A 24,054-nucleotide genomic window follows, 5' to 3' on the forward strand; every position below is an offset into this window, starting at 1 on the left:
ATTTATACACGTACCTCCAATAAATTTCGTTTCTATTAAAGAAATATATGTATTTCAAACTTTAATCTTTAATACTTTTAATAATTGATTTATATTCCTGTAAAAATGTTGGGACAACAGGGTTCAATGAACGATTAGTAAAGCAAGTTTTTTCAAAATGAAGGATTAATTCTTCTGTTATTTCTGCATTTTTTTCCGCATCAGTATTCCTCAAGTCAAAGTATTCTACTTCACCATATCGCGCTTTATATAAAGCTACTTTTTCAATATTAAAACTGCTACTTTCATAGCCCCAGTCTCTAGCAGTAAATGAAATATCATTCAAAAAATAATAACCGATTAATTGGGCAGCGTTTACCCACGAATAAGCGAACGGTTTCCCCGTTTTGAAATCATATAAAACACCATCGATTATTATGTCACCATCTGCGCCATCAACCATAATAGAAGCAAGTCCAAAATTAGGATTATACACGACTTCACTCTCTTTATGAACAATTGCAGGAATACAGAATTTCTCCTCAAACACTTTACACATCTGTTCTAATTCCCTGGCTATATCTTCACTCGGATGTGAGAATAAGCTTTTACGTATATCTTTGGGTAACTTATGATTTCGGTAAACCCACTCTAAATTAGCTAGAAAATTCGATACCCGAATCATCGTTTGAATATCACTTGCACCTTCTACAAAATCTCTCATTAGATTCACTGCTTTATTGTATAAGTCATCTAACCTTATTGAAATATTATCATCTTCTCCATTAAGTCTCTTAAATTCATCTAAGCCTTTTTCTGCTGCTAGTTCCGTAAAAAAGTCTTCACGATTATTAGTGGCAACCCTTGCAATTATTAATCTAGCCATATAATCAAATGCTGTTCCTAAAATCTTTGAATTATAGGGATTCTCTAGGGTATACGGAACCAACATATCATATTCATTTGAAAATGCTACATTACCAGACAATGTCTGAAAATTATTTTGATTAGGCGTTACCTTTTTAATGATATCCTGAAAAATTTTTTCGTTTCTTTTTAAACCTTTCAGCATGCTAGTTAATGACATAATACCTTCACTCCATTAATTTATTCTCTACTCAATTCTAGTACATCATCAGAATACAATATACCCTTAAAAGAAATAACAACTAATCAATTCTTAAGCGTTGGAATTTTTCAATCTTTTTCTATATTTGACTAACTTTCATCTGACTCACCTCGAAACTTAAATGTAATGGTGCAGAAAGAAAAAGTGAAACCAATTAAAGAAATGTCACGAGATCGATTGTATTTCAAAGAAGATATTTTAAAAAGCAAAGAGCAAATGAGAAAGTAACCTTAGATCGAAGGGTTACTTTTTGGTACTTTTGGTTGGATTCCCTGAAAATTTGTTATAAGAAAACTATGAACTATGTTAGAGTATAATTTGAACGTTTTGAATAATTGTTTAACTTTGTAACTTGAAAGGAAAATGTACATGACAGGGAATGACTTTATAGAAATTTTAGCCACTGTATTTAGGCTTCTTAGGACGGAAGATACATTACAAACAACAGTAACACCACATCCAATAACTGTAACAGGAGTTGATAGGATTTTAGAAGTATTTAATGAAATTTCAAGCATAACAGAAGATAAATTCACAATATATTATAAAGACCACGAAAATAATGATGTAGCAGAGGTTGCAGTGTTAATGGATCGTATATTCCGTGCCTATCGGGATGAGAGAACACCTAAATTAATTGAAGATGATACTAATCAAATTAAATATGAGATGGGGAAAGAAATTTCAGACCATTACATAATTTGGTTATTTAAAAATATATTTGAGCAGTTTCCTAATTTAGAAGAGCAATCAGGGATGGAAAGAACTTTTATGCTCCTATCTAATAGGAGTAGATCATTGTTAAGAGGGGGATCTAGATTCGGAATCCCTACTGATGTTGAGGAAATCTCATTATTAGATATAATGCGTAAGGTAGTAGATTGTGGGACTCTAAAAATAACTAAGTTAGAGACTTCGAGAATTAATTTAGAAGAAGCGATAGACTCATTTAGTTATACATATATGTGTAACATGAATACTCCAATTAAGATATATAGTATCGAAGAAGCGATGGGTATTTCAAAGAGAAGACAACGAGAGACAAATCATGATTTCCAAGCCCCAAAAAGAAAATATAATTCTAATTTAATTGATTATTATAATTTGGCGGTCTCATCGGAAGATCCATTTGTTTCATTTATCTCTTATTATCATATAATTGAGTACTTTTTTGATGAAGTATATAGAGAACAGCAGATAAATACTTTAAAAACAAGTATTACAGCTCCAAGGTTTAATTATAAAGATGATGAACAATTGTTTAATATAATTGATAAAATTTTAAAAGATAATAAGTCTGTTAGGGAAAACGGAAGTGGAAACGAACATCAATCACTAAATTACGTTTTAAATAAATATATTAATAACTTAGATGATTTCAAACAAGGACTAAGTAGTGAAGAACTTAATTTTTACCAAAATAATACTGTCTTATTTTCAAAAGGTAATATTATAAATTGGGGTAATGATAAAGATAAAATTTTAAAGGCTATTTCAAACAGAATATATAAAACACGCAATGCACTAATTCATAGTAAAAGTTCAAAAAAAGATATGACATATCATCCCTATTTGCATAAAATTGAGTTAGAAAAAGAAATTAATCTCATTAAATCAATAGCAGAATGCATTATAGAAAATTCCTCTGTCCTTATCGGTTCTTGAGATACACTAATACTTATTGGGTCTAATCTATTAATAAGTTGCAAAAAAAAGAAAAAAGGTGGAGAAACAAAATCCCTCTACCTTTCAGCTTTTCATAGTGTAGAGAACACTCTTTCGTGCCGGCAAGCTGGGAAGAGTGTTCTCTTTTTATATGCAGTTATTATTACTCTTTTTCGAAATTACCGCTCTTACCTAACTGGGGACGTTTTCTTCCGACTTTTTTAGGTTCTACTTTTTCTTCTTTCATTTTCCTGGTCATATAAAGATGTTGCAGGTACTGTTGATGAAGTATTAGGGTTTACTATTGATGTAAAAGTTAAGGTAAATGATTCGCCCTAATATAAAACGGAAAGGCATTTCATTTATTACTATTTATGCTCACATATTTGCTCACATTTTGTTCACGTACTATATAAAAAAGTATGAAAATCTATAAAAATAATTATTTCAATAAAATTTGTTCTAGATATTAAAAAGTGCCAAATCCCTTGTGGTATAAGGGGTTTGGCACTTTTGTGTTTTTTATATTTTATCAAATAAACAACCCTAAAACTGTTCATTCTTCTCCCAAGATTCAACGATATAATGTGCAATCGTCGGATTGAAGCCTTTACCAACTAAAAACATAATCGCAGCAACTTCTGTTAATGCGTGTTCGTGTGATGTATGTTTTGCTTCATTTAAACCGTAATCTACCCATGGTTTTACGAAATCTAGTACAGGTTTCTTGAAAGGTAAAAATTGTGTACCGACAACTTGTTGAATTTGTTGTTGTGTTGGTTCAGTAATTGGTCCAGGTGGTAAGATTTGTGGTTGTGTAATGTCTAGTGTTGGTCCGGGCGGTAAAATTTGTGGCTGAGTTGGATCTATTGTTGGTGGTTTAGGTGGTGAGACACGTGCGTCGTAGTTTGGTTGATACATTTGTTGTTGATATTGCGGTTGTTGTGGTTGAGTTGTGTATGGGTTTTGTGGTGCTGCATATGGATTTTGTTGATATTGTTGTTCTTGGTTTTGTGGTGCTACATATGGATTTTGTTGATATTGTTGTTCTTGGTTTTGTGGTGCTGCATATGGATTTTGTTGATATTGTTGTTCTTGGTTTTGTGGTATTACATATGGATTTTGAGGATATCGCTGTTCTTGATTTTGTGGTGCTGCATATGGATTTTGAGGATATTCATAATTTGGACGTGTGTCATATGGATTTTGTTGAAATTCAGTTTCTTGGTTTTGCGTTGTTGCATATGGGTTTTCGTCATATTGTTGCTCTTGCTGTTGTAACTCTTGTTCTTCGTATTGTTCTGTGTATCTCTGTTCTTGTTGTTGAGGATACAATGGTTGCCTTGGATAAGGCGGTTGATTATTATAGAACATGTTTATTCCTCCTTCATGATGATGCCTACCACCTAGTGTATGGGCGGACAAGAAAATATGTGATGAAAAAATGCGGGCGTGTTACAATAAGTAACTGGGTGAAGATAAAATGACAAAACAAGAAAAAATTCAAAAAACAATTACTTTTGTAAAACATATTTTAGAAAAAGATGCGAGTGGGCATGATTGGTATCATATTGAACGTGTACATAAAATGGCGATTTCTTTATCTGAGCAAGAAGGTGGAAATCGTTTTATAATTGAAATGGCAGCATTACTTCACGATGTGGCAGATGAAAAGCTAAATGAAAGTGAAGAAGCAGGAATGAAAAAAGTTTCTGATTGGTTAGAAGAGCTACGTGTTGAAGAAGAGGAAAGTAAACATATTCTTCATATCATCGCCAATATGTCTTATAAAGGTGGCCATGGCGGCACAGTAGAGTCACTTGAAGGGAAAATTGTTCAAGATGCGGATCGTTTAGATGCTCTTGGTGCAATAGGAATTGCTCGTACATTTGCATATGGTGGGGCGAAAGGGAGATTAATGTATGACCCAACTATTCCGCCGCGTGAAGAAATGACGAAAGAAGAGTATAGAAAAAATAATGATCCATCTTTAAATCATTTTTATGAAAAACTTTTGAAATTAAAAGATTTAATGAATACGAATGCAGCAAAACAAGAGGCTGAAATTCGTCATCGTTATATGGAACAGTTTATTGAACAATTTATGAAAGAGTGGAATGCACAAATATGAAAATGTTAACTGTGGAGAACTTATCAAAATCATATGGAGAAAAGCCGTTATTTGATGGATTATCATGTAGTATTACAGAAGGACAACGTGTCGGAATTATTGGTGTAAACGGAACTGGTAAATCGACATTATTAAAAATTATTGCAGGATTAGAAGCTCCTGATACAGGTGATATGACGCATTCACGTGGGTATACAATTAGTTATTTATCACAGCAACCAGAGTTTGATGAAAAACTGACAGTATTAGAGCAAGTGTTCCATGGTGATACACCTTTAATTCGTCTTCTTCGTGATTATGAAAAAGCACTATTAAATATTGAAAAAGATCCAAGTAATGAAAAAGTACAGGAACAATTATTTGCAGTGCAGCAACGTATGGATGCAATGAGTGCATGGGAAGCAAATGCAAATGCGAAGTCTCTTTTAACGAAATTAGGAATTACGGACTTCACTGCAATTGTTGGGAATTTATCTGGTGGACAGAAAAAACGTATTGCAATGGCACAATGTTTTATTGAAACACCGGATTTATTAATTTTAGACGAGCCTACGAACCATCTTGACCATGAGACAGTTGAATGGTTAGAAGAATATTTAGCGAGATATACAGGTTCGGTATTACTTGTAACCCATGATCGTTATTTCTTAGATCGTGTGACGAATCGTATTTTTGAATTAGATAATGGTAAACTATATAGCTACGAAGGAAACTATAGTACATTTTTAGAAGCGAAAGCACTTCGTGAAGAGCAAGAATTGGCACAAGAATCGAAACGCCAAAATTTATATCGTCGTGAACTTGCTTGGATTCGTCGTGGTGCAAAAGCCCGTTCTACGAAACAAAAGGCGCGTATTCAGCGTTTTGATGAGCTAAAGGCACAAGAAGGACCAGCTGCAAAACAGTCAGTTGATATTGCACTAAGCGGAAGTCGTCTAGGAAAGAAAGTACTTGAGTTAAAAGATGTAACGAAAAAATTTGGCGATAAGACGGTATTACATAATTTTAATCATATTGTGAAACCGGGTGATCGTATCGGAATTATTGGGGCGAATGGAAGTGGGAAATCTTCCCTATTAAATATGCTTGCAGGTAAGTTATCTCCTGATAGTGGTGAAGTGGAAGTAGGACAAACTGTAAAAGTTGCTTATTATACGCAAGAAAATGAAGAGATGAATTTAAATCAGCGTATGATTGAATACATTAAAGAGATTGCAGAAGTTATTCATACGACAGATGGAAAAGTAATTGGTGCATCTCAAATGTTAGAACGTTTCTTATTCCCGACGCATTCACATGGTACACCACTTGGTAAACTATCTGGTGGTGAAAGAAGACGTTTATATTTATTACGTATTTTAATGGGAGAACCAAACGTACTTTTACTTGATGAACCTACGAACGATCTAGATACACAAACATTAACAGTACTAGAAGATTATTTAGAAGATTTCCCAGGTGTCGTTTTAACTGTATCGCATGACCGTTACTTCTTAGATAAAGTAGTAGATGAACTGTTCATCTTTACTGGCGGAGGCGAAGTGCGTGAGTTTCTAGGTAGTTATACAGATTATTTAGAAATGGAAAAAACGAGAGAACTTATGGAGAAAGCGGAAGTTCAAAAAGAGAAAAAAGTTGTAGAAGAAGCTCCAAAACAACAACGTAAACGTAAACTTTCATACAATGAACAGCGTGAATGGGAAACGATTGAAGATACAATTGCCGAACTTGAAGAGAAAATTGAGTCAATTGGAGAAGAACTTGCGAAAGTTGGATCTGACTTCACAAAGGCACAAGAATTATCTGAAGCACAGCAGAAAACAGAAGAAGAGCTAGAAAAAAAGATGGAAAGATGGAGTGAACTATCAGACATCGTTGAAGGATTAAAATAAAAACAAGCTGCATATATTGAAAAGTAAAGAGAAAAACTTTACACTATTGGTAGAACCTATTTTAGGAGGGAAAAAATGAGAACATCTAATCCAATGTTGAAAAAAGAGGCATTCCGTAAAGAGGGAGCAAGTGCTTCTGCGATGACGATTGGCGGAACAGTAGGCAAAACGTTCATTATGCTTATCTTGCTACTTGCAACGTCTGTCTATTCATACATACAGATGATGCAGGGGACGATGAAGATGCCAGTATTAATTGGTGCTTTAATCGTTGCGGCAATCATCGCATTTGCGTCTATGTTCTTCCCGCGTATTTCACCTTTTGGTGCACCAATCTATGCAGCGGTAGAAGGGGTTGTGTTAGGAAGTATTTCAGCAGTTTATACAATGAAATTTGGCGATTCTATCGTTTTAAATGCTGTATTACTAACAATCTCAATTCTATTTGCAATGTTAGTGTTATATGCAACACGCGTAGTAAAAGTAACGGATAAATTCCGTACAGGCGTGATGGCAGCAACACTTGGAATTATGGTTATGTATTTAGTCGTATTTCTACTAAATATGTTTGGTGTAACTGTTCCATACATTCACCAAGGTGGTACAATCGGTATTATTATTAGTGCAGTTGTTATTGTAGTTGCTGCATTAAACTTATTACTAGATTTCGATTTAATCGAAAATGGTGTACGTAGTCAAGCTCCGAAATATATGGAGTGGTATACTGCGATGGGATTAATGCTTACATTAGTATGGTTATACTTAGAAATTCTTCGTTTCGTTTCGTACTTTACGAAAAATGACTAATAAAAAAATCCTGCATGAAAAATGCAGGATTTTTTTATTTTCAAAGATATATTGAATGTATGGTATAATATGGATGATAGCAACTTGAAGTGAAGGAGATGGAATATGATGAAAGAGAAGAAGGGGATTATGAAAAAACTATTTTCTAAAAGTTTTTTCATAGAACTAGATGAAGCTTTAACGTATCCATCATCAAAAGTTATTACTTCAGCGATTGAAGGATATGCAACTGAATGCAATGAAAGACTAAAATTTGAGAGTAAAGTTAAACCGATTACTTTCTACTTAGAAAATGCAATGTACCGTGCTGAAATAAAGATGGCTCGCGGAGGATATTACATATCTTGTACTGAAGTGTAATAAATTTTGAAACCATACATGTTTGAACTATGTATGGTTTCTTTTTTTGTTTTGTAAGGTCTAAAATAATACTTTTTACTTACGGATATATCATTTTGTGCTTTTTACCATTCAAACATTTCTCCTTACAATGAAGAAAAACATGTGAGGTGGTATAACTTATGATGAATCGAGTTGTATTAATCGGTAGATTGACAAAGGAGCCAGAATTATACTACACAAAACAAGGCGTTGCTTATGCACGAATATGTGTTGCGGTGAATAGAGGATTTCGAAATAGTTTAGGTGAACAACAAGTCGATTTTATTAATTGTGTCGTTTGGCGCAAATCGGCTGAGAATGTAACTGAATATTGTAAGAAGGGGTCGCTCGTTGGGATTACAGGGCGTATTCAGACTAGTAATTACGATGATGAACAAGGCAAGAGAATATATAGAACTGAAGTTGTGATTGAGAGTATTACCTTTTTGGAGAGAAGGCGGGAGGGGGCATTGTAATAAAAGGTGATTTTAAGTAATAGCTTCGGAAAAAATTGTGGAAAGTATTTTAATAAACTTAATGGATAAAAAATAAAAATCATCGGAAACGAAAGCTTTTAAAATCCCGTTCCTAATTTAAAATGTAAAAAGAATGAAATAGTATGGTAGCGGGAAGAAAGTAGTAAAATTAAGCATCCGAGTAGGAGTATAGAGTGATAACATGTTACAATACAGCTAAGATCATGCAATAAAGGAGAGTTTTTTACGTGAAGATTAAAGCAATTGAACCGACGCCAAGTCCAAATACAATGAAAGTTATTTTGAATGAAGTATTACCATCAGGAGCACGTAATAATTATACAAATGAAAATAAAGAACAAGCACCAATGCAAGTGCAAGAAATTTTGAAAATTGAAGGCATTAAAGGTGTATATCATGTAGCCGACTTTTTAGCAGTCGAGCGAAATGCAAAGTATGACTGGAAAGTATTATTACAACAAGTTCGTGCTGTTTTTGGCGAAGAAGTAGTGGAAGGAAGTGAAGAACAACAACTGTCTCATTTTGGAGAAGTGAAAGTGTTTGTTCAAATGTTCTTTACAATTCCAATGCAAGTAAAGTTAACAGATGGAACATCGGAAGAACGTGTTGGCTTACCAGATCGTTTTAAAGAATCAATTATGAAAGTGCAAATGTCTGCACCAAACGTTGTAAAAGAGCGTAAATGGGTAGAACAAAGTACACGTTACGGTAATTTTGAAGAAATTGGGAAAGAAGTAGTGGAAGAGATTGTTGCTGCTTATTCAGAAGAACGTGTAAATGAAACGGTTAAAGAATTATTAAATCAAGCAGGTGCTGTTGAAGTAACGATTCAAAAGCGTGAGCCATATAAAGTAACAGAAGAGATGATGAAAGATTCTGACTGGAAAAACCGTTTTGCAGCATTAGAACAAATGGATCCTACTGAAGAAGATATTCCAGTGTTGAAGATGGCGTTAGATGATGAAAAAGTTTCAATACGCCGTTTAGCAACAGCGTATTTAGGTATGGTAAAAGGTGATGAAGTATTACCGTTATTATATAAAGCGTTGTTAGATCGCTCTGTAAGTGTTCGCCGTACTGCAGGAGATTGTTTATCAGATGTAGGTGATCCGGCAGCGATGTTCGTTATGATTAAATCTCTGAAAGATCCAAGTAAATTAGTACGCTGGCGTGCAGCGATGTTCTTATTTGAACTTGGAGATGAAAGTGCGATTCCAGCATTAAAAGCAGCGCAAGATGATCCAGAGTTTGAAGTAGCGATGCAAGCACGTCTAGCATTAGAGCGTATTGAAGGCGGAGAAGAAGCAAAAGGTTCTGTATGGAAACAAATGACGGAGTCTCGTAAAGGGGAATAATGTATGATTGTTTTCTATGATAGTTGGTGTACGATGTGTACGGCCGTTGCAGAACGTACGAAAAAATTAGATAAAAAGGGTAAGATGAAATTTGTTTCATTTCGAAATGAAGATGTAGTTGAGAAGTATGAGCTTTCTCAAGAACTACAAAGTAAGATGGAACAAAGACTGTATATTTTTAAAAATAATAAGTGGTATGACGGTATTCAGAGCATAGATGTATTAGCAAAGGCCGTTCCATCTTATTGGTTTGCAGTTCCTTTTATAAAGCTATCTATCGTACTTGGTTTTGGAAGTAAAGTATACGATTATATCGCTAATAATAGAAAACTCGTTCCAGTGGGACATTGCCGTGGTGGGGTTTGTGAAATCCCTACAAAAAAATGAAATCATCGTTATCTTTCTTTTGCACCTATTAATAGAGCGTGATATGATGAATTTGGAATGAAAGTTGAAGGAGAGATTACAAGATGTCAAATGCTTATGAAGAATACATGCGCCAAATGGTAATCCCAATGCGCCAAGAGTTAGTGCGTTCTGGGTTTGAAGAGTTAACTACAGAAGAAGCTGTAACAGAATTTATGGAAAATACATCAGGTACAACTTTAGTAGTTGTAAACTCTGTTTGTGGTTGTGCAGCTGGTTTAGCACGTCCATCAGCAGGTCAAGCGGTTGTTCGTGCTGAAAAACAACCTGATCATCTTGTAACTGTATTCGCAGGTCAAGATAAAGATGCTACTGCAAAAATGCGTGAGTACTTCGGAGAAATTCCTCCATCTTCACCATCTATGGCATTATTAAAAGGAAAAGAAGTTGTTCACTTCATTCACCGTCATGAAATTGAAGGTGCAACTATGGACGAAATTATTACGAACTTAGAACAAGCTTTCGAAAAGAATTGCTAAAGAAGGGGGAGAGTAAAACTCCCTCTTTTCTTTATATAGAGGTGAAACAATGATCGTAACAACAGCAGGAAGAACGAACAAAGAAATGACAGATTATGCAAACGAGGTAGCAGCAGAATTAAATGCTTCTTTCGTTAAACGTAATGACATACCGGTACATAAGCTACATGAGCAGTATGAACAAGATGTGCTTGTCGTTGGGAAGAACCGATTAGCTATTTATCCAAAAGGTACGGAAGAATCGTTTTTCTTTCATCCGAACTCAGCGATGTTTCGTGTGAAAAGGTTAATGCGTGGAGAACACGATCCGTTTGTACAAGCTGCTAAATTAGAGAGCGGAATGACAGTGTTAGATTGTACGCTCGGGATGGCATCAGATAGTATTGTAGCTAGTTATGTTGTTGGGGAAAGCGGAAAAGTAACAGGACTTGAAGGCAATGAGTATATGGCTTATATTATGGAAAATGGTTTGAAAACATGGTCTTCATCTGTTTCTGAAATTGATGAAGCAATGCAAAGAATCCAAGTAAAGCAAACGGAGCATTTTTCATTTTTAGCGCAATGTGAAGACAATAGTTACGATGTCGTTTACCTTGATCCGATGTTTGAAGAAACTGTCATAGAATCCGATGGAATTAAAGGGTTAAAACACTTCGCTTTGTATCATGATATTACTGACGAAACAATTGCGGAGGCAAAACGAGTGGCGAGAAAACGTGTCGTTTTAAAAGATCATTTTCGTAGTTCTAGATTTGAAAAACACAATTTTTATGTATACAAAAGAAAAAGTGCTAAGTTTCACTTTGGTGTAATTGACCCTTGCTAATTGTTTGAAAAGATGTATAATAAGCAATAATTAATTAAATATACTGTCTGTGATGAAGAGAGTAGTCTTTTTTAGAAGGAAAGCGAGCTAGGGATGGTGTGAGCCTAGTACGGAAGAAAAAGATGAAGCGCACTTCGGAGATGCTTCTTGAACGAATAGTAGAGAAAGCCGAGGCCCCCTGTCCTCGTTATAAACGGGAAAGTGGTTCGTAACGAACAACAAGGGTGGTACCACGGGTTAAAACTCGTCTCTTTTTTAGAGACGAGTTTTTTGTGTTTTAAAAAATAAGGAGGTTGTATCATGGATTATAAAATGCAGTTTGCGGAAAGTTTATCTAATATTTTCACGAATGAATTAACGCAAAAACAAATTTTAGATTTAATTGAAACACCGAAACAAGATGAATTTGGAGATGCAGCGTTCCCATGCTTTTCATTAGCGAAGCAATATAAAAAAGCACCAGCTCTTATCGCAAAGGAAGTTGCTGAGAAATTCAATGATCCGTTTTTTACGAAAGTAGAAGCCGTTGGTCCTTATGTAAATGTATTTTTCAATCGTGAAACTGTAAGTGATGCAGTATTAAAAACAGTTTTAGCGGAGAAAGAAGAGTTCGGTCAAAACCACTTTGGCTGTGAAAAAACAGTAGTAATTGATTATTCCTCTCCTAATATCGCGAAACCTTTTTCGATGGGGCATTTACGTTCTACAATGATAGGAAATTCGCTGAAACATATCGCTGAAAAATGTGGCTATGAAGTTGTAGGGATTAATTATATAGGAGATTGGGGAACACAGTTTGGAAAGTTAATTACGGCTTATAAAAAATGGGGAAATGAAGCAGTAGTTAAAGAAGATCCAATACGTGAGCTATTTAAGTTATATGTCCAATTCCATGAAGAGGTAAAAGACGACGAAGAACTAGAAGAAGAAGGACGTGCTTGGTTTAAGAAACTAGAAGAAGGTGATGAAGAAGCGGTAGAACTTTGGAATTGGTTTCGTCATGAGTCCCTTAAAGAATTTTCTCGCATTTATGAACTTCTCGGCGTAGAATTTACTAATTTTCAGGGAGAAGCACTTTATAATAATTTAATGGAAGATTTTATTGGGATTTTAGAAGAACATGAGTTGCTTGAAGAATCAGAAGGTGCATTAGTCGTTAATTTAGAAGAAGAAGGAATGCCGCCTTGCTTAATTAGAAAATCAGATGGTGCGACGATTTATGCAACGCGTGACTTAACGGCAGCTTTATATCGTCAAAACACTTATGGGTTTGATAAAGCGCTATATGTTGTTGGTCCAGAACAAAGCTTACATTTCAATCAATTTTTCACCGTATTAAAAAAACTTGGCTATACTTGGGTTGATGGTATGGAACACGTACCGTTTGGCTTCATTTTAAAAGATGGTAAGAAAATGTCGACACGTAAAGGAAGAGTTATTTTACTTGAAGAAGTACTCGAAGAAGCAATCGAACTTGCAAAACAAAATATTGAAGAGAAAAATCCAAACTTAAAACAGAAAGAAGAAGTAGCAAAGCAAGTCGGTGTTGGTGCAGTCATCTTCCACGATTTAAAAAATGAGCGTATGCATAATATCGAATTCTCATTAGAAAATATGCTGAAATTTGAAGGAGAAACAGGACCTTACGTACAGTACACACATGCACGTGCTTGTTCTATTTTAAGAAAAGAAAGTGTAGAATTTGAAACATGTACATTTGCTTTAAAAGACGATCATAGCTGGAGTGTCGTAAAATTACTTAATAAATTTCCTCAAGTAATTGAAGCGGCTTTCAATAAAAATGAGCCATCGATTATTTCGAAATATATATTAGATGTAGCACAATCATTCAATAAATATTACGGTAATGTTCGTATATTAGAAGAGAGCAAAGAAAAAGACAGCAGACTCGCATTGGTTTATGCTGTGACGGTTGTATTAAAAGAAGGATTACGTTTACTTGGGGTGGGGGCACCTGAGGAGATGTAACATAGTAGTAAACTGACAAACTGGGTCTAGTATAAACCTGGTTTGTTTTTTTATTGGATATATATTTTTTTTGCAAAATCAATTAAAATCTTTTTAGAGAGGGTGATTCATATTGATTCGAACTTTTATTTTACAAATTCCTTGTCATAGAAGATTAGATAGGAGTTTTTTTAAACTACAAAAGTACATACCTTTATGTGCGCGTTGTACAGGCATGCTTATTGGTATTTTAATGTTTCCAATTTATTTTTATATGACACCTTCATTTCTTTTGGCAATCATACTATCATTTTTCGCTCAAATTCCGTTACTTATCGATGGGTTCACCCAAAAGTGGAAATGGAGAAGTAGCTCAAATTTGCTAAGAATAACTACTGGTGTATTAAGCGGTAATGGTATGGGATTATTCATTTCCTCTAGTGTTATATGGATATTATCTTAAGATATATAGTAATGGAGGTATTTACATAGATGTTCTGGATTTACTTAATTCTAATTTTTATTTCAGGCGGAAGTGGAATTGGTTTTATGATTCAAAATAAGTATACAGAAGCAATAATAGCTTTTGTTATTTGTATACTATTGTTTGGGCTACTGTATTATTATCTTAAAAGAAACAAAAGAAAGAGAAAAGCAGATTGTGACGATTTAGACTGTACGGATTGTTTTGATTGTGATTGTACTTGTTAAATTTTTCTTCCAAATAAAAAGCTAGTGTATTATTAAAAATACACTAGCTTTTTTGCTTTGAAATTTTAAGAAAAGTGTAGGAATACGGCTATTCTATAGAGAACTTTAGTTTTGTATATTTAAGGAGTACCCTGATTCTCCAGATGAAGGATTAGCCTTTTTAAGTAAAATACCTATTATAGATGAAGAAGCAATTTGGGAAACTGATATAGATGAATCAAATTATTGTGCTATTCGAATCATGTTTACATATAAAGGTTGCAATTTAGGAGTTACGAATGTTCATTTAAATTGGAAATCTAATAGAAAAAGACAAGAACAAATGAATGCCGTGAATAATTGGATTACAAATAAAGTAAGTGATTACGAATTATTATGTGGTGATTTTAATGATGATCCATATTCAATGGTGCATCAATACTTAATTCGGAAGCATTGGATAGATGTAGCTCAGTTTAAAGAAATTGAAGAGAACATGATAGCTCAACCAACTTTAGATTATAGAAAGAATCCGAATTTAAAAGGTGATGTAAAGCAAGAAAAAAGATATGATTGGGTCATGATACAAGAAAATGCCGCATTTGAATTTCCTACGATTGAAAACGTATCTATATTTGGGGATTCGGTACTAACTTCAACTGGTGTGTTTCCTAGTGATCATTACAGTGTTTTTGTAGAGTTGAAATTTAATGAATGAGAAAAATGTCATTTTTTGTTGGTAAGTCGATATTCACCGTATAATCGCCGATATAATTTCATGTACTGTTTTTAACTAACAAAAGATAGGATACACATGTTACGTTATTCTATATAATCAAACAAAATACAGAGAAAGACAATCATTTTTACTATATTTTGTTATAAATTTGAATAATATTAATTAATACCATCCATTATAAGAGATTTTAGTTGAATACATACTATATGGTGTGTAAAATCTAAGCAAGTAGCAGTATAAATATAAATTCGAGGTGAATGCATGCTAGATTTTAAGCAGTTAGAAACTTGTTTAAAAGACAAGAGATTTGTAGATGGATTACAGGAAATAAATAATGAAATTGCATATATAAAAGAAACGAATACTTTATCCTATGTGAAGAATTGGCTTGCCAATATTCCTTCGCATAAGGAGTTCGATATATTAATTCGTCTTACTGATGAAGGGCTTATGCACCAATACAGTTCATTCCTCATTCGTTACGCTTATAAAAAATTCCCAAATATGAGAACGCTCTCTTTATATTGTGATGAGTTAATTGATGAGCGGAAAATTCTTGAAGCAGAGCAGCTGTTAAAAGAAACTTTAGAAGAGAGTAATAAAGAAGAAATAGATGCGGATTTTTTAGCGAAAACATATTTTACGTTAGTACGATGTCTTTTAGAAATGAAACGAAACGAAGAAGCGTTAATGTATATGCAAAAAGCAGAGGAGTACAGTGCACGCGCAGTGTTTGATAAATGGGGCTACGTTTATATGCATACAGGTGAATGGGAGAAAGCGGAAGAACAATTTATTGCTGGCATGCAGCATGAAGATTGTGAAGAGTTATCTACCTATTTATTATCACAATTGTATGCGAATAAAGGAGAACAAAAACGCGCGATACAGTTAATCGATGATGCAATTGTAAAATTCCCACAAGTACCATATTTTCATTTTGAGAAGATAAAGTATTTATTAGATTTAGAGCGATATGAAGAGATGTTAGCGGTAATAGATAACATAAATACTCAGCTGCCGTATCATGCCTATAATACTTACTTTGTACATTTACGTGCAGAAGCACTGTACAAAATGAATAAATTTGCAGATTTACAAAAACTATTAAAAGAAGAAAAGAGTTTAAAAGAATCTTTATATCATAATTTAGAAAAAAATCCGGATGGAAAAAAGGTTCACTTGCCGATAGTTCCTATTGTACAAAAGGATAATTATTGTGTTCCGACAAGTTTAGAGATGATGTTGCGTATATGGGGAGAGAAACGTACACAAGATGAAATAGCAGAGTTTATTTTTGATATGACAGGTTCGAAGTTTTCAGATACTGTTTCTTATTTAGAAGAATTAGGTTATGAATATCGTTATTTTAAAGGGAATGAAGAGAATTATAAGAGACTGATTGACGAAGGAATTCCTGTTTTATTAAGTATAGATATTGAGCATGCTTCACACGTACAAGTTCTATCTGGATATGATGATACATTGCAAGCTTTCTATGTTCAAGATCCAAACTTTATAGAACCAGTTCTTGTGGAATATAGTAAATTACAAGAAAAATATCGTTATACAGGCTGTTTAGCAATCACGTTTGTTCCGAAAGAAAAGAAGGAGCAACTAGCGTTTCTAAGTGAGGAAGAAAATCGTTACTTTAAATCTATTTTTTCTCTTACGGATCATTTAGATGAACATGACAAAGAGGGGATTAGTAACTTAGTACAATTTTTAAAAGAAACGAGTGATAATCCAAATACGTGGTTATATACGATAAAGCACTTAGATGTTGAAGTAGATAAAGAATTTATTTTATATTGTATCGATAAGTTAATGGAAAAGTTTCCGAACTCGGACTTTGTTAAATTGCATGGTGCACAGTGTTTTATTCGTCTTCAAGAAGTAGAGAAAGCGGAGCAAATGCTGACAAGCGTTGAGAAGAAAAATAATCGTGCTTTATATCATTTAATAAACGGAAGATATGCTTTTGAGCAGGAAAGTTATATAGAAGCGATTTCAAGCTTTCGTTCATCGTTACAATTAGACGCAGATCAGCCTATTGCTTGGAGTTTTCTCGCTTTATCCTATATGTATATTGATCAATCTGAAAAAGCATTGCAATACTCTCAAGTTGCGTTAGAGCGTAGTCCTGAAAGGTTCACTTTAACAAATCACGGTTTAATATTAATAGATTTAGAAAGATATGAAGAAGCATATGAAATCTTTAATGACTTGTTAAAAGAGTATAAATATGAAGCGCATGTATGGTATGAACGAGCGAGATGTGCACATCAACTAGGGAAATTATATTTAGCAATAAAAGGGCTTAAAGTAGCGATTCGTTTGGATAGTAATGCACCTTACATTTATACGAAACTTTCGGAAATATACGAATCTGATTTGAAGGATGAGGAAAGTGCGAAAGAAATTTTATTAAACGGTATTGAGAATTGTGATGATAAAGCACCTCTTTACGTAAAATTAGGTGATTATCATTTTCAAAATGATAGCTTGGAAGAAGCAGAAGTATTGTATAAGCGTGCTTTAGAAGAAAATGATGAGGATGTTTATTCTCACTTCGGACTTACACAAGTTTATATGGCAAGAGAACAATATAAGGAAGCAAAAGAATATATACTTGGTCTTGAGAAGCAAATTGAAAAGAGCCAAGATTTCCTCATGAATGCAGGAATGGTTTTATGGGATGCTGAAATTGAACTTGGTGGAAATGAAGAAGGGTTTAAAGTAGCACTATCTAAGTTAGAAAATGGTATAAAGAAAAGTGATTATAATGTAGCAAGTGCGTTAGATGAATATGTGAATCGAATTAAAGGAACGGAATTTGTACAACGAGGTATAGCATTTTTAAGAACGTTACACAAAGAAAGAAATGAAGTAAGTGAGTACGGTTGTTATGCAGGTATTTTATATGAATCTATTGGACAGTACGGCCAAGCGATGAAAAGATATAATAAGGCGATAGAACAAATGGAAACGGCATTACCGTATTACCGAATTGGTGAAACACTTATGGCATTAGGGCAATTGACGGAAGCAAAACAAGCGTATGAAACATGTTTAGAGCTTGATGGGAATTTCGTAGGTGTACATTTACAGCTTGCGGAAATATACGAAAAAGAAGAAAACCGTTCTAAAGAACAAAGTCATATGGTTCAGGCGATGAAAGAAGAGCCGTTGCATATTAATATGCAATATTTAGCACAGCTTTCAGTAGATATGAATCTTCAGGAAGAATTGCTGACTGAACTAGAACAATTAGTGGACGAAGTACCTGAAATATGGCGTTTAGATGCGATTGCATATGTGTACGGAGCGATGAATGAAATAGATAAAGAACAAGCACAGGTTGAATACGCACTACAATTAGATGGTGAGCATATAGAAGTTCTATATCATTATGCAAAAGTATTAGTGAAAAAAAGAAATGTAAAAGCAATTGAAGTTGCAATGAAAGTAATACAAAAAGATTTTGATAATGAACGTATATTTGATGTTTATGTAAAAGCAGTAGAGCAACATAAAAAATTGTCTAACATACGAGATTTTCTTCATACGTTAAAGGTGAAAAAAGCAGAAAGGAGTACAGCATTCATGTATGCTGCAGCTGCGGTTACGGAAATATGGATTGAACGCCAGCTGCATGAACAGCCAAAACGATCTATCATTACGAGAGCTTTTTATCGTATGAAAAATCGTGCGAAAGAAATTTCAATGGTTACTATGATAATTGATTTATATGAAATCTCTTTAAAGTTAAATCCGAAAAATAGTATGGCAGCACAGCGATTTGCGCTATTTTATGAGAATGTAGAGATGAATAAAGAAGCAATAGAGATTCTGCACACGTCACTAGAAAATAAATGGGATTATGACGTAGCGAAGCAACTTGTAAATCTTTTCGTTGAGTGCGAGGAAGAAGATATGTTAAGAGATGCTTTGGAATTAACGAAACAAATGGTTCGAGAACTACCAGATGATTATGATACTCTTCTTCTGCAAGCACAAGTATTCTTTAAAGCAGGGGAAGAAAGAAAAGCAGAAAAGATTATCTTACAATTAACAGAGCAAACACCGTTTGTAAGTAGAGCATTTCTTGCTTTAGGAGAAATATATCAAAGTCAAGAAAGGTTTGAAGAGGCAATTCATGTATTAGAAAATGCTTCTATACATCATCCAAATGAAACAGCAATTCTTCTTTCTTTAGCATCTTCATATCATGGTGCCGGCCAAACGATAAAGGCAGAAAAAATAACAAATGAAGTATTAATAATTGACGCGAGTGATTTGTTAGCAAGATATGATCGAGCTTGTTATTTAGCACAGTTAAATAGAAATGAAGAGGCGAAGGAAGAGCTTGAATTTGTCCTTCGTGAGGATGAATCGGGATTCTTTGCTGAACTTATTGAGGATGATGAAAATTTAGCAGCATTGCGAGAGTTTGAAAAGTAATTGTATAAGAATAGGGGAAAAAGATAAGGATATATTTTGAATTAGTTGACAATTAGTTGCTAAATGGCATAAAATAACTTTTAACAAAGTATACAAATCTGAAGACGAGAAAGAGTAAAATAGTGAGCTGTTCTCCAGAGAGCCGGTATATTGCTGAAAGCCGGTGTGCAGACGTTATTTGAAAATCATCTCCGAGGAGCCGAGGCTGAAAGTAAGTAAGTCCGGACGGATGTCTACCGTTACAAAGAACACGTATGATAGTACGTTGCTAAGTGCTATTAGTGAAAAAGCTAATAGAATTAGGGTGGTATCGCGGGTAAACCCGTCCCTACTTTATAGGGACGGGTTTTTTGTGTGCTTTAAAATATTCAAAGGAGTGATTGTATATGGAAAAAGTAGATGTAAAAGAATCAGCTGTAGGAAGAGAAATGCGAATTTGCAAACAGTGGAACGAACAAAATATTTTCGAACAATCAATTCAGAATCGAGAAGGCGCACAGTCTTTCGTATTTTATGAAGGACCACCAACGGCGAACGGACTACCGCATGTAGGTCATGCACTTGGACGAACAATTAAAGACTTAGTAGCAAGATATAAAACGATGGCTGGTTATAAAGTGTTAAGAAAAGCAGGATGGGATACACATGGTTTACCTGTAGAATTAGGCGTTGAGAAGCAACTTGGTATTTCTGGTAAACATGAGATCGAAGAATATGGCATTGAACCATTTATTCAAAAGTGTAAAGAGAGTGTTTTCACATATGAGAAGCAGTGGCGCGAATTCACTGAAAGTATTGGTTATTGGGTAGATATGGATGATCCATATGTAACTTTAAAGAATCCATATATCGAAAGTGTATGGCATATTTTGGGGACAATTCATGAAAAAGGATTGTTATATAAAGGACATAGAGTTTCACCATACTGCCCAAGCTGCCAAACCTCATTGAGCTCACATGAGGTTGCGCAAGGGTATAAAACAGTAAAAGATTTAAGTGCAACTGTGAAGTTTAAAGTGAAAGATAGTGAAAATGAGTATTTCTTAGGTTGGACAACGACACCTTGGACACTTCCAGCAAACGTTGCGCTTGCTGTCCATCCAAATATGGAATACGTTAAAGCAAAACAAGAAAGTCATGTATACATTGTTGCGAAAGAACGTGTACAAGAAGTATTAAAAGAGAACTATGAAGTATTATCTGTTCATAAAGGCGAAGAATTATTAAACACATCTTATACAGCGCCATTTCCGATGAAAGAAGTTACAAATGGTTACCGCGTTATTGCAGCAGATTTTGTAACGGGAGATAGTGGTACAGGACTTGTTCATATTGCTCCAGCATATGGAGAGGACGATTATAGAGTTGTTCAAAGTGAAGGATTGTCATTCTTGCACGTTGTAGATGAAAAAGGTGAGTATACAGAGGCAGTACCATTTTTGAAAGGGAAATTTGTAAAAGATTGTGACGTGGATATCGTTCGTTATTTAGCGAAGGAAGGTTTACTGTATCATAAAGAAAAATATGAACATAGCTATCCGCATTGCTGGCGTTGTGATTCACCACTACTTTATTATGCAGGAGAAAGTTGGTTAATCCGAACAACTGCAATTAAAGATACATTTTTACAAAATAATGATTCTGTTACTTGGTATCCGGATCATATGAAACATGGGCGCTTTGGTAAGTTTTTAGAAAATATGGTGGACTGGAATATTAGCCGAAATAGATACTGGGGAACGCCATTGAATGTATGGGAATGTGAAAGTTGTGATCATCAGTTCGCACCGAAAAGCATTGCCGAATTAAGAAAGAATAGTACGAAAGAAACACCAGAAGATTTGGAATTGCATAAGCCTTATGTAGATGAAGTGCAAGTCTGCTGCGGGAAATGCGGAGGCACAATGAATCGTACACCAGAAGTGATTGATGTTTGGTTTGATAGTGGTTCTATGCCATTTGCACAATATCATTACCCATTTGAAAATAAAGAGTTATTTGAAGAGCAGTTTCCAGCGGATGTTATTGCAGAAGGAATTGATCAAACACGCGGCTGGTTTTATAGTTTATTAGCAGTATCAGCACTATATACAGGAAAAGTACCGTATAAACGAGTGTTATCACTAGGGCATGTTTTAGATGAAGAAGGGCAGAAAATGTCTAAAAGCAAAGGAAATGCACTAGATCCAGTTGATTTAGTAGATAAATTTGGTGCAGATGCGCTAAGATGGGCTTTACTTGTTGATAGTGCCCCGTGGAATGCGAAGCGTTTTTCTGAAAGAACAGTACTGGAAGCGAAATCTAAATTTTTAGATACATTAGTCAATGTGTATAGCTTCTACGTTTTATATGCAAATTTAGATGAGTATAATCCGAAAGAAACGTATGATGTAAAGCTTACGAAATTAGACGAATGGGTATTATCAAGATTGCATAGTACAACGAAAAAAGTGAGAACTGCACTTGATGATTATCAATTTACGAATGCAGCTCGTGAAATTGCAGCACTTGTAGATGAAGTGAGTAACTGGTATGTAAGACGCTCACGTAATCGTTTCTGGGAATCTGGTATGAACGCTGAGAAAGCAGCTGCGTATGAGACACTTCATGAAGTGCTTGTAACAATTAGTAAATTAATTGCACCATTTACACCGTTTGTCGCGGAAGACATTCATCTAAATTTAGAAGGAAACAGCGTTCATTTAGCCGATTATCCAGTTGTAAATGAATCACTACTTCAACCAAAATTAGAAGCGGAAATGGATGCTGTTTTACAAGTTGTTGAACTTGGAAGAAGTAACCGTAATCAGCATTCTTTAAAAGTAAAACAGCCGCTAGCAGAACTTGTATTACTTGAGCATAACGAGAATGATATGGATTGGGAATCTTATCGTGATATCGTTATGGATGAGTTAAATGTAAAAGCGTTCCATGTTGAACTCGATGAAACAAAATACACATCATATCAATTGAAGCTTAATTTTAAAACAGCGGGGCCAAAATTCGGTAAAAATGTGAATGCAGTGAATGGTTGGCTAAAACAATTATCACAAGAAGAAGTACAAAACTTTGTATCAACAGGAAGAGCAGTTTACGAAGCAACACCAGAAGGAGAAGTAGTTGTAACTGGTGAAGATGTGTTAGTTGAGAAAGTTGCAAAATCAGGATTCTCTAATACGACTAACGGACAATATACAGTTATGTTAGATACGAATGTAACGGAAGAATTGTTACAAGAAGGAGTAGCGCGTGAATTCATTCGTGCGGTTCAAGAATACCGTAAACAGTTGAATTTACCAGTTAATTTACGAGTCGATATTATTCTTGATACAGAAGAAGAACTACAGCGAACGTTAACGAACCATAAAGATTTATTGGAAGAAAACTTACTCGTTAAACAATTTACATTTGGTCACTTAACGAACGAAGATGATGAACTTTCTTTAGGTGAAACAAAACTTAGAATTAAATTAAGTGCAGCTAATTAAAGAAAAAAGGAAGTTGGAATGATTCCAACTTCCTTTTTTGTATGGAGGTAAATTAACTAGCTAATTTCCTCATAATCCATTCGATAGGTCCTCTAGAAAATTTCTTTCTCCATAATACGCTAAACAAAATACTGAAAATGAAAAATACAGTAGCAAATAATAAAACGAAAAGTAGTGTTTGATGTTCCATTCTATTGAATAGAATTAATGTCCCAATCCCGATAAATACATGACTTACATAATGAGTTAATGTTAATTGACCTGTTTGTATAATGGAAGTAACAAACCAATTATTTTCATATTTTTCAGTAATATAGAGGCAAAGTATTAATATAGCAATAGCAGATCCTGTTGCAGATAAAATGTACAATACATTTGGTAAAACGGGTCCTGTATTAAACAAAAATGTAGCAGCTGCTTTGCCAATGTGTGGAATGAAGTAGTACGTGAGCCCTTTTGATAAAAGTTCTATCAGTATGGTGAATGTAATACCGAGCAAGAGCAACCTATCTCTAATCTTTTTATTATGAAGATCTAATCTGCCAATTATCATACCGATTAAGAAGAATGAAAACCATGGGAAAAAAGGGTGATAACCATTAAAGAATAAATTGCGAAGAAAACCGTTAACTGTCCAGAAGTCTACATAGTTTATAAATGGAGTAGGGCCTCCCCAACCTTCGAAAGCATTGAAAGTAAGCTGAAGAGATTGTGCCAAGAGTAGGATAATAATAGATAAGAAGAGTAATGCTTTTTTTCGGACTGTAATGAGTAAGGCAGCAACGAAAAGGTAAACACCATAGTAGTGTAATATATCCCCAGTCCACTCCATTACGTATAAAAGTAATCCTAAAATAAATAAGAATAGTGCCCGTTTCCATATGATCTTTCGGCTATTAGAAATTTTTATTTTTTCATTTCTAGCAACAGAGGATCTAGTCATTAAAGATATTCCAATTCCAGCAAGTATAACAAACAAGGCAGAAGCTCTACCTTCAAAAAGTGACATTAAAGTTATTAAAAATGGGGGACCATTTCCTTCTGCACCTGTTATCACCATAAAATTAACAAGCAGCATACCAAACATCGCCAAGGCCCTAGCAAAGTCTAAGCCGATAATTCGTTTTTTAGTATTCAA

General features: G+C 34.4%; 19 protein-coding genes, 2 pseudogenes and 2 other annotated features. Of the genes and pseudogenes, 18 read left to right on the forward strand and 3 right to left on the reverse strand.

The window, feature by feature from the left end; all coding sequences use genetic code 11:
* Positions 1 to 61: 61 nt before the first annotated feature.
* Positions 62 to 1,066, reverse strand: a complete 1,005-nt coding sequence (locus M1D73_RS10690; RefSeq protein WP_243340774.1) for a hypothetical protein — start codon at positions 1,064 to 1,066, stop codon at positions 62 to 64.
* A 147-nt stretch (positions 1,067 to 1,213) separates the two neighbouring features.
* On the opposite strand from M1D73_RS10690, the pseudogene M1D73_RS10695 reads away from it, so the two are divergent.
* The 3 genes and pseudogenes from M1D73_RS10695 to M1D73_RS10705 form a co-directional block, all read left to right on the forward strand.
* Positions 1,214 to 1,336: pseudogene (locus tag M1D73_RS10695) on the forward strand (DNA-binding protein); the annotation flags it as partial.
* A 141-nt stretch (positions 1,337 to 1,477) separates the two neighbouring features.
* Complete coding sequence (locus M1D73_RS10700) at positions 1,478 to 2,773, forward strand: hypothetical protein (protein ID WP_243340772.1); 1,296 nt, start codon at positions 1,478 to 1,480, stop codon at positions 2,771 to 2,773.
* A 228-nt stretch (positions 2,774 to 3,001) separates the two neighbouring features.
* Positions 3,002 to 3,109: pseudogene (locus M1D73_RS10705) on the forward strand (N-acetylmuramoyl-L-alanine amidase); the annotation flags it as partial.
* 210 nt (positions 3,110 to 3,319) lie between these two features.
* On the opposite strand, the gene M1D73_RS10710 reads toward M1D73_RS10705, so the two are convergent.
* Positions 3,320 to 4,147: a hypothetical protein gene (locus tag M1D73_RS10710; RefSeq protein ID WP_000499733.1), complete on the reverse strand. Its 828-nt coding sequence runs from the start codon at positions 4,145 to 4,147 to the stop codon at positions 3,320 to 3,322.
* 109 nt (positions 4,148 to 4,256) lie between these two features.
* On the opposite strand from M1D73_RS10710, the gene M1D73_RS10715 reads away from it, so the two are divergent.
* From M1D73_RS10715 to ileS, 15 genes are all read left to right on the forward strand, one after another.
* Positions 4,257 to 4,904, forward strand: coding sequence for an HD domain-containing protein (locus tag M1D73_RS10715; RefSeq protein WP_000165966.1), 648 nt, complete (start codon positions 4,257 to 4,259; stop codon positions 4,902 to 4,904).
* Positions 4,901 to 6,796: an ABC-F family ATP-binding cassette domain-containing protein gene (locus M1D73_RS10720; RefSeq protein WP_000783160.1), complete on the forward strand. Its 1,896-nt coding sequence runs from the start codon at positions 4,901 to 4,903 to the stop codon at positions 6,794 to 6,796. The genes M1D73_RS10715 and M1D73_RS10720 overlap by 4 nt, the downstream gene beginning before the upstream one ends.
* 75 nt (positions 6,797 to 6,871) lie before the next feature.
* Positions 6,872 to 7,603: a Bax inhibitor-1/YccA family protein gene (locus tag M1D73_RS10725; RefSeq protein ID WP_001260655.1), complete on the forward strand. Its 732-nt coding sequence runs from the start codon at positions 6,872 to 6,874 to the stop codon at positions 7,601 to 7,603.
* A gap of 105 nt (positions 7,604 to 7,708) precedes the next feature.
* Positions 7,709 to 7,963 (forward strand): DUF4318 domain-containing protein, encoded by a 255-nt coding sequence (locus M1D73_RS10730; RefSeq protein ID WP_000975138.1) that lies wholly within the window; start codon positions 7,709 to 7,711, stop codon positions 7,961 to 7,963.
* Between the two features lie 161 nt (positions 7,964 to 8,124).
* A complete protein-coding gene (locus tag M1D73_RS10735; protein ID WP_000982017.1) occupies positions 8,125 to 8,460 on the forward strand; it encodes a single-stranded DNA-binding protein in 336 nt (111 codons plus the stop codon).
* A 248-nt stretch (positions 8,461 to 8,708) separates the two neighbouring features.
* Positions 8,709 to 9,836, forward strand: coding sequence for a conserved virulence factor C family protein (locus tag M1D73_RS10740; protein WP_086385943.1), 1,128 nt, complete (start codon positions 8,709 to 8,711; stop codon positions 9,834 to 9,836).
* A 3-nt stretch (positions 9,837 to 9,839) separates the two neighbouring features.
* Entirely contained in the window at positions 9,840 to 10,223 is a 384-nt protein-coding gene (locus M1D73_RS10745; RefSeq protein WP_000634907.1) for a thiol-disulfide oxidoreductase DCC family protein, read from the forward strand.
* A gap of 83 nt (positions 10,224 to 10,306) precedes the next feature.
* On the forward strand, positions 10,307 to 10,741 hold the full coding sequence (locus M1D73_RS10750; RefSeq protein ID WP_000063706.1) for a BrxA/BrxB family bacilliredoxin: 435 nt from the start codon (positions 10,307 to 10,309) through the stop codon (positions 10,739 to 10,741).
* A gap of 49 nt (positions 10,742 to 10,790) precedes the next feature.
* Positions 10,791 to 11,567: a class I SAM-dependent methyltransferase gene (locus tag M1D73_RS10755; RefSeq protein ID WP_000637455.1), complete on the forward strand. Its 777-nt coding sequence runs from the start codon at positions 10,791 to 10,793 to the stop codon at positions 11,565 to 11,567.
* Positions 11,568 to 11,607: 40 nt separating this feature from the next.
* Positions 11,608 to 11,822, forward strand: a binding site (T-box leader).
* A 45-nt stretch (positions 11,823 to 11,867) separates the two neighbouring features.
* The gene (argS, locus tag M1D73_RS10760) at positions 11,868 to 13,556 is read left to right on the forward strand and encodes an arginine--tRNA ligase (protein ID WP_121868334.1); all 1,689 of its coding nucleotides are present in this window, start codon (positions 11,868 to 11,870) and stop codon (positions 13,554 to 13,556) included.
* A 112-nt stretch (positions 13,557 to 13,668) separates the two neighbouring features.
* On the forward strand, positions 13,669 to 13,998 hold the full coding sequence (locus M1D73_RS10765; protein ID WP_000621475.1) for a DUF2085 domain-containing protein: 330 nt from the start codon (positions 13,669 to 13,671) through the stop codon (positions 13,996 to 13,998).
* A 29-nt stretch (positions 13,999 to 14,027) separates the two neighbouring features.
* The gene (locus M1D73_RS10770) at positions 14,028 to 14,246 is read left to right on the forward strand and encodes a hypothetical protein (RefSeq protein WP_000498601.1); all 219 of its coding nucleotides are present in this window, start codon (positions 14,028 to 14,030) and stop codon (positions 14,244 to 14,246) included.
* A gap of 115 nt (positions 14,247 to 14,361) precedes the next feature.
* A complete protein-coding gene (locus tag M1D73_RS10775) occupies positions 14,362 to 14,943 on the forward strand; it encodes an exonuclease/endonuclease/phosphatase family protein (RefSeq protein ID WP_306299079.1) in 582 nt (193 codons plus the stop codon).
* Between the two features lie 282 nt (positions 14,944 to 15,225).
* A complete protein-coding gene (locus M1D73_RS10780) occupies positions 15,226 to 19,428 on the forward strand; it encodes a bacteriocin-processing peptidase family protein (protein ID WP_121868333.1) in 4,203 nt (1,400 codons plus the stop codon).
* Positions 19,429 to 19,520: 92 nt separating this feature from the next.
* Positions 19,521 to 19,761 (forward strand) — a binding site (T-box leader).
* A gap of 53 nt (positions 19,762 to 19,814) precedes the next feature.
* The gene (gene ileS / locus M1D73_RS10785; RefSeq protein ID WP_121868332.1) at positions 19,815 to 22,916 is read left to right on the forward strand and encodes an isoleucine--tRNA ligase; all 3,102 of its coding nucleotides are present in this window, start codon (positions 19,815 to 19,817) and stop codon (positions 22,914 to 22,916) included.
* Between the two features lie 52 nt (positions 22,917 to 22,968).
* Here the strand turns inward: ileS and M1D73_RS10790 are convergent, their stop codons facing one another.
* A complete protein-coding gene (locus tag M1D73_RS10790) occupies positions 22,969 to 24,054 on the reverse strand; it encodes a DUF418 domain-containing protein (RefSeq protein ID WP_001093114.1) in 1,086 nt (361 codons plus the stop codon).

The organism is Bacillus sp. PK3-067 (genome assembly GCF_056738645.1).

Coding starts and splice junctions, on each gene's coding strand:
- M1D73_RS10690 (WP_243340774.1), bottom strand. CDS start 1,066: ATGTCATTAACTAGCATGCTGAAAGGTTTAAAAAGAAACGAAAAAATT.
- M1D73_RS10700 (WP_243340772.1), top strand. CDS start 1,478: ATGACAGGGAATGACTTTATAGAAATTTTAGCCACTGTATTTAGGCTT.
- M1D73_RS10710 (WP_000499733.1), bottom strand. CDS start 4,147: ATGTTCTATAATAATCAACCGCCTTATCCAAGGCAACCATTGTATCCT.
- M1D73_RS10715 (WP_000165966.1), top strand. CDS start 4,257: ATGACAAAACAAGAAAAAATTCAAAAAACAATTACTTTTGTAAAACAT.
- M1D73_RS10720 (WP_000783160.1), top strand. CDS start 4,901: ATGAAAATGTTAACTGTGGAGAACTTATCAAAATCATATGGAGAAAAG.
- M1D73_RS10725 (WP_001260655.1), top strand. CDS start 6,872: ATGAGAACATCTAATCCAATGTTGAAAAAAGAGGCATTCCGTAAAGAG.
- M1D73_RS10730 (WP_000975138.1), top strand. CDS start 7,709: ATGATGAAAGAGAAGAAGGGGATTATGAAAAAACTATTTTCTAAAAGT.
- M1D73_RS10735 (WP_000982017.1), top strand. CDS start 8,125: ATGATGAATCGAGTTGTATTAATCGGTAGATTGACAAAGGAGCCAGAA.
- M1D73_RS10745 (WP_000634907.1), top strand. CDS start 9,840: ATGATTGTTTTCTATGATAGTTGGTGTACGATGTGTACGGCCGTTGCA.
- M1D73_RS10750 (WP_000063706.1), top strand. CDS start 10,307: ATGTCAAATGCTTATGAAGAATACATGCGCCAAATGGTAATCCCAATG.
- M1D73_RS10755 (WP_000637455.1), top strand. CDS start 10,791: ATGATCGTAACAACAGCAGGAAGAACGAACAAAGAAATGACAGATTAT.
- argS (WP_121868334.1), top strand. CDS start 11,868: ATGGATTATAAAATGCAGTTTGCGGAAAGTTTATCTAATATTTTCACG.
- M1D73_RS10770 (WP_000498601.1), top strand. CDS start 14,028: ATGTTCTGGATTTACTTAATTCTAATTTTTATTTCAGGCGGAAGTGGA.
- M1D73_RS10780 (WP_121868333.1), top strand. CDS start 15,226: ATGCTAGATTTTAAGCAGTTAGAAACTTGTTTAAAAGACAAGAGATTT.
- ileS (WP_121868332.1), top strand. CDS start 19,815: ATGGAAAAAGTAGATGTAAAAGAATCAGCTGTAGGAAGAGAAATGCGA.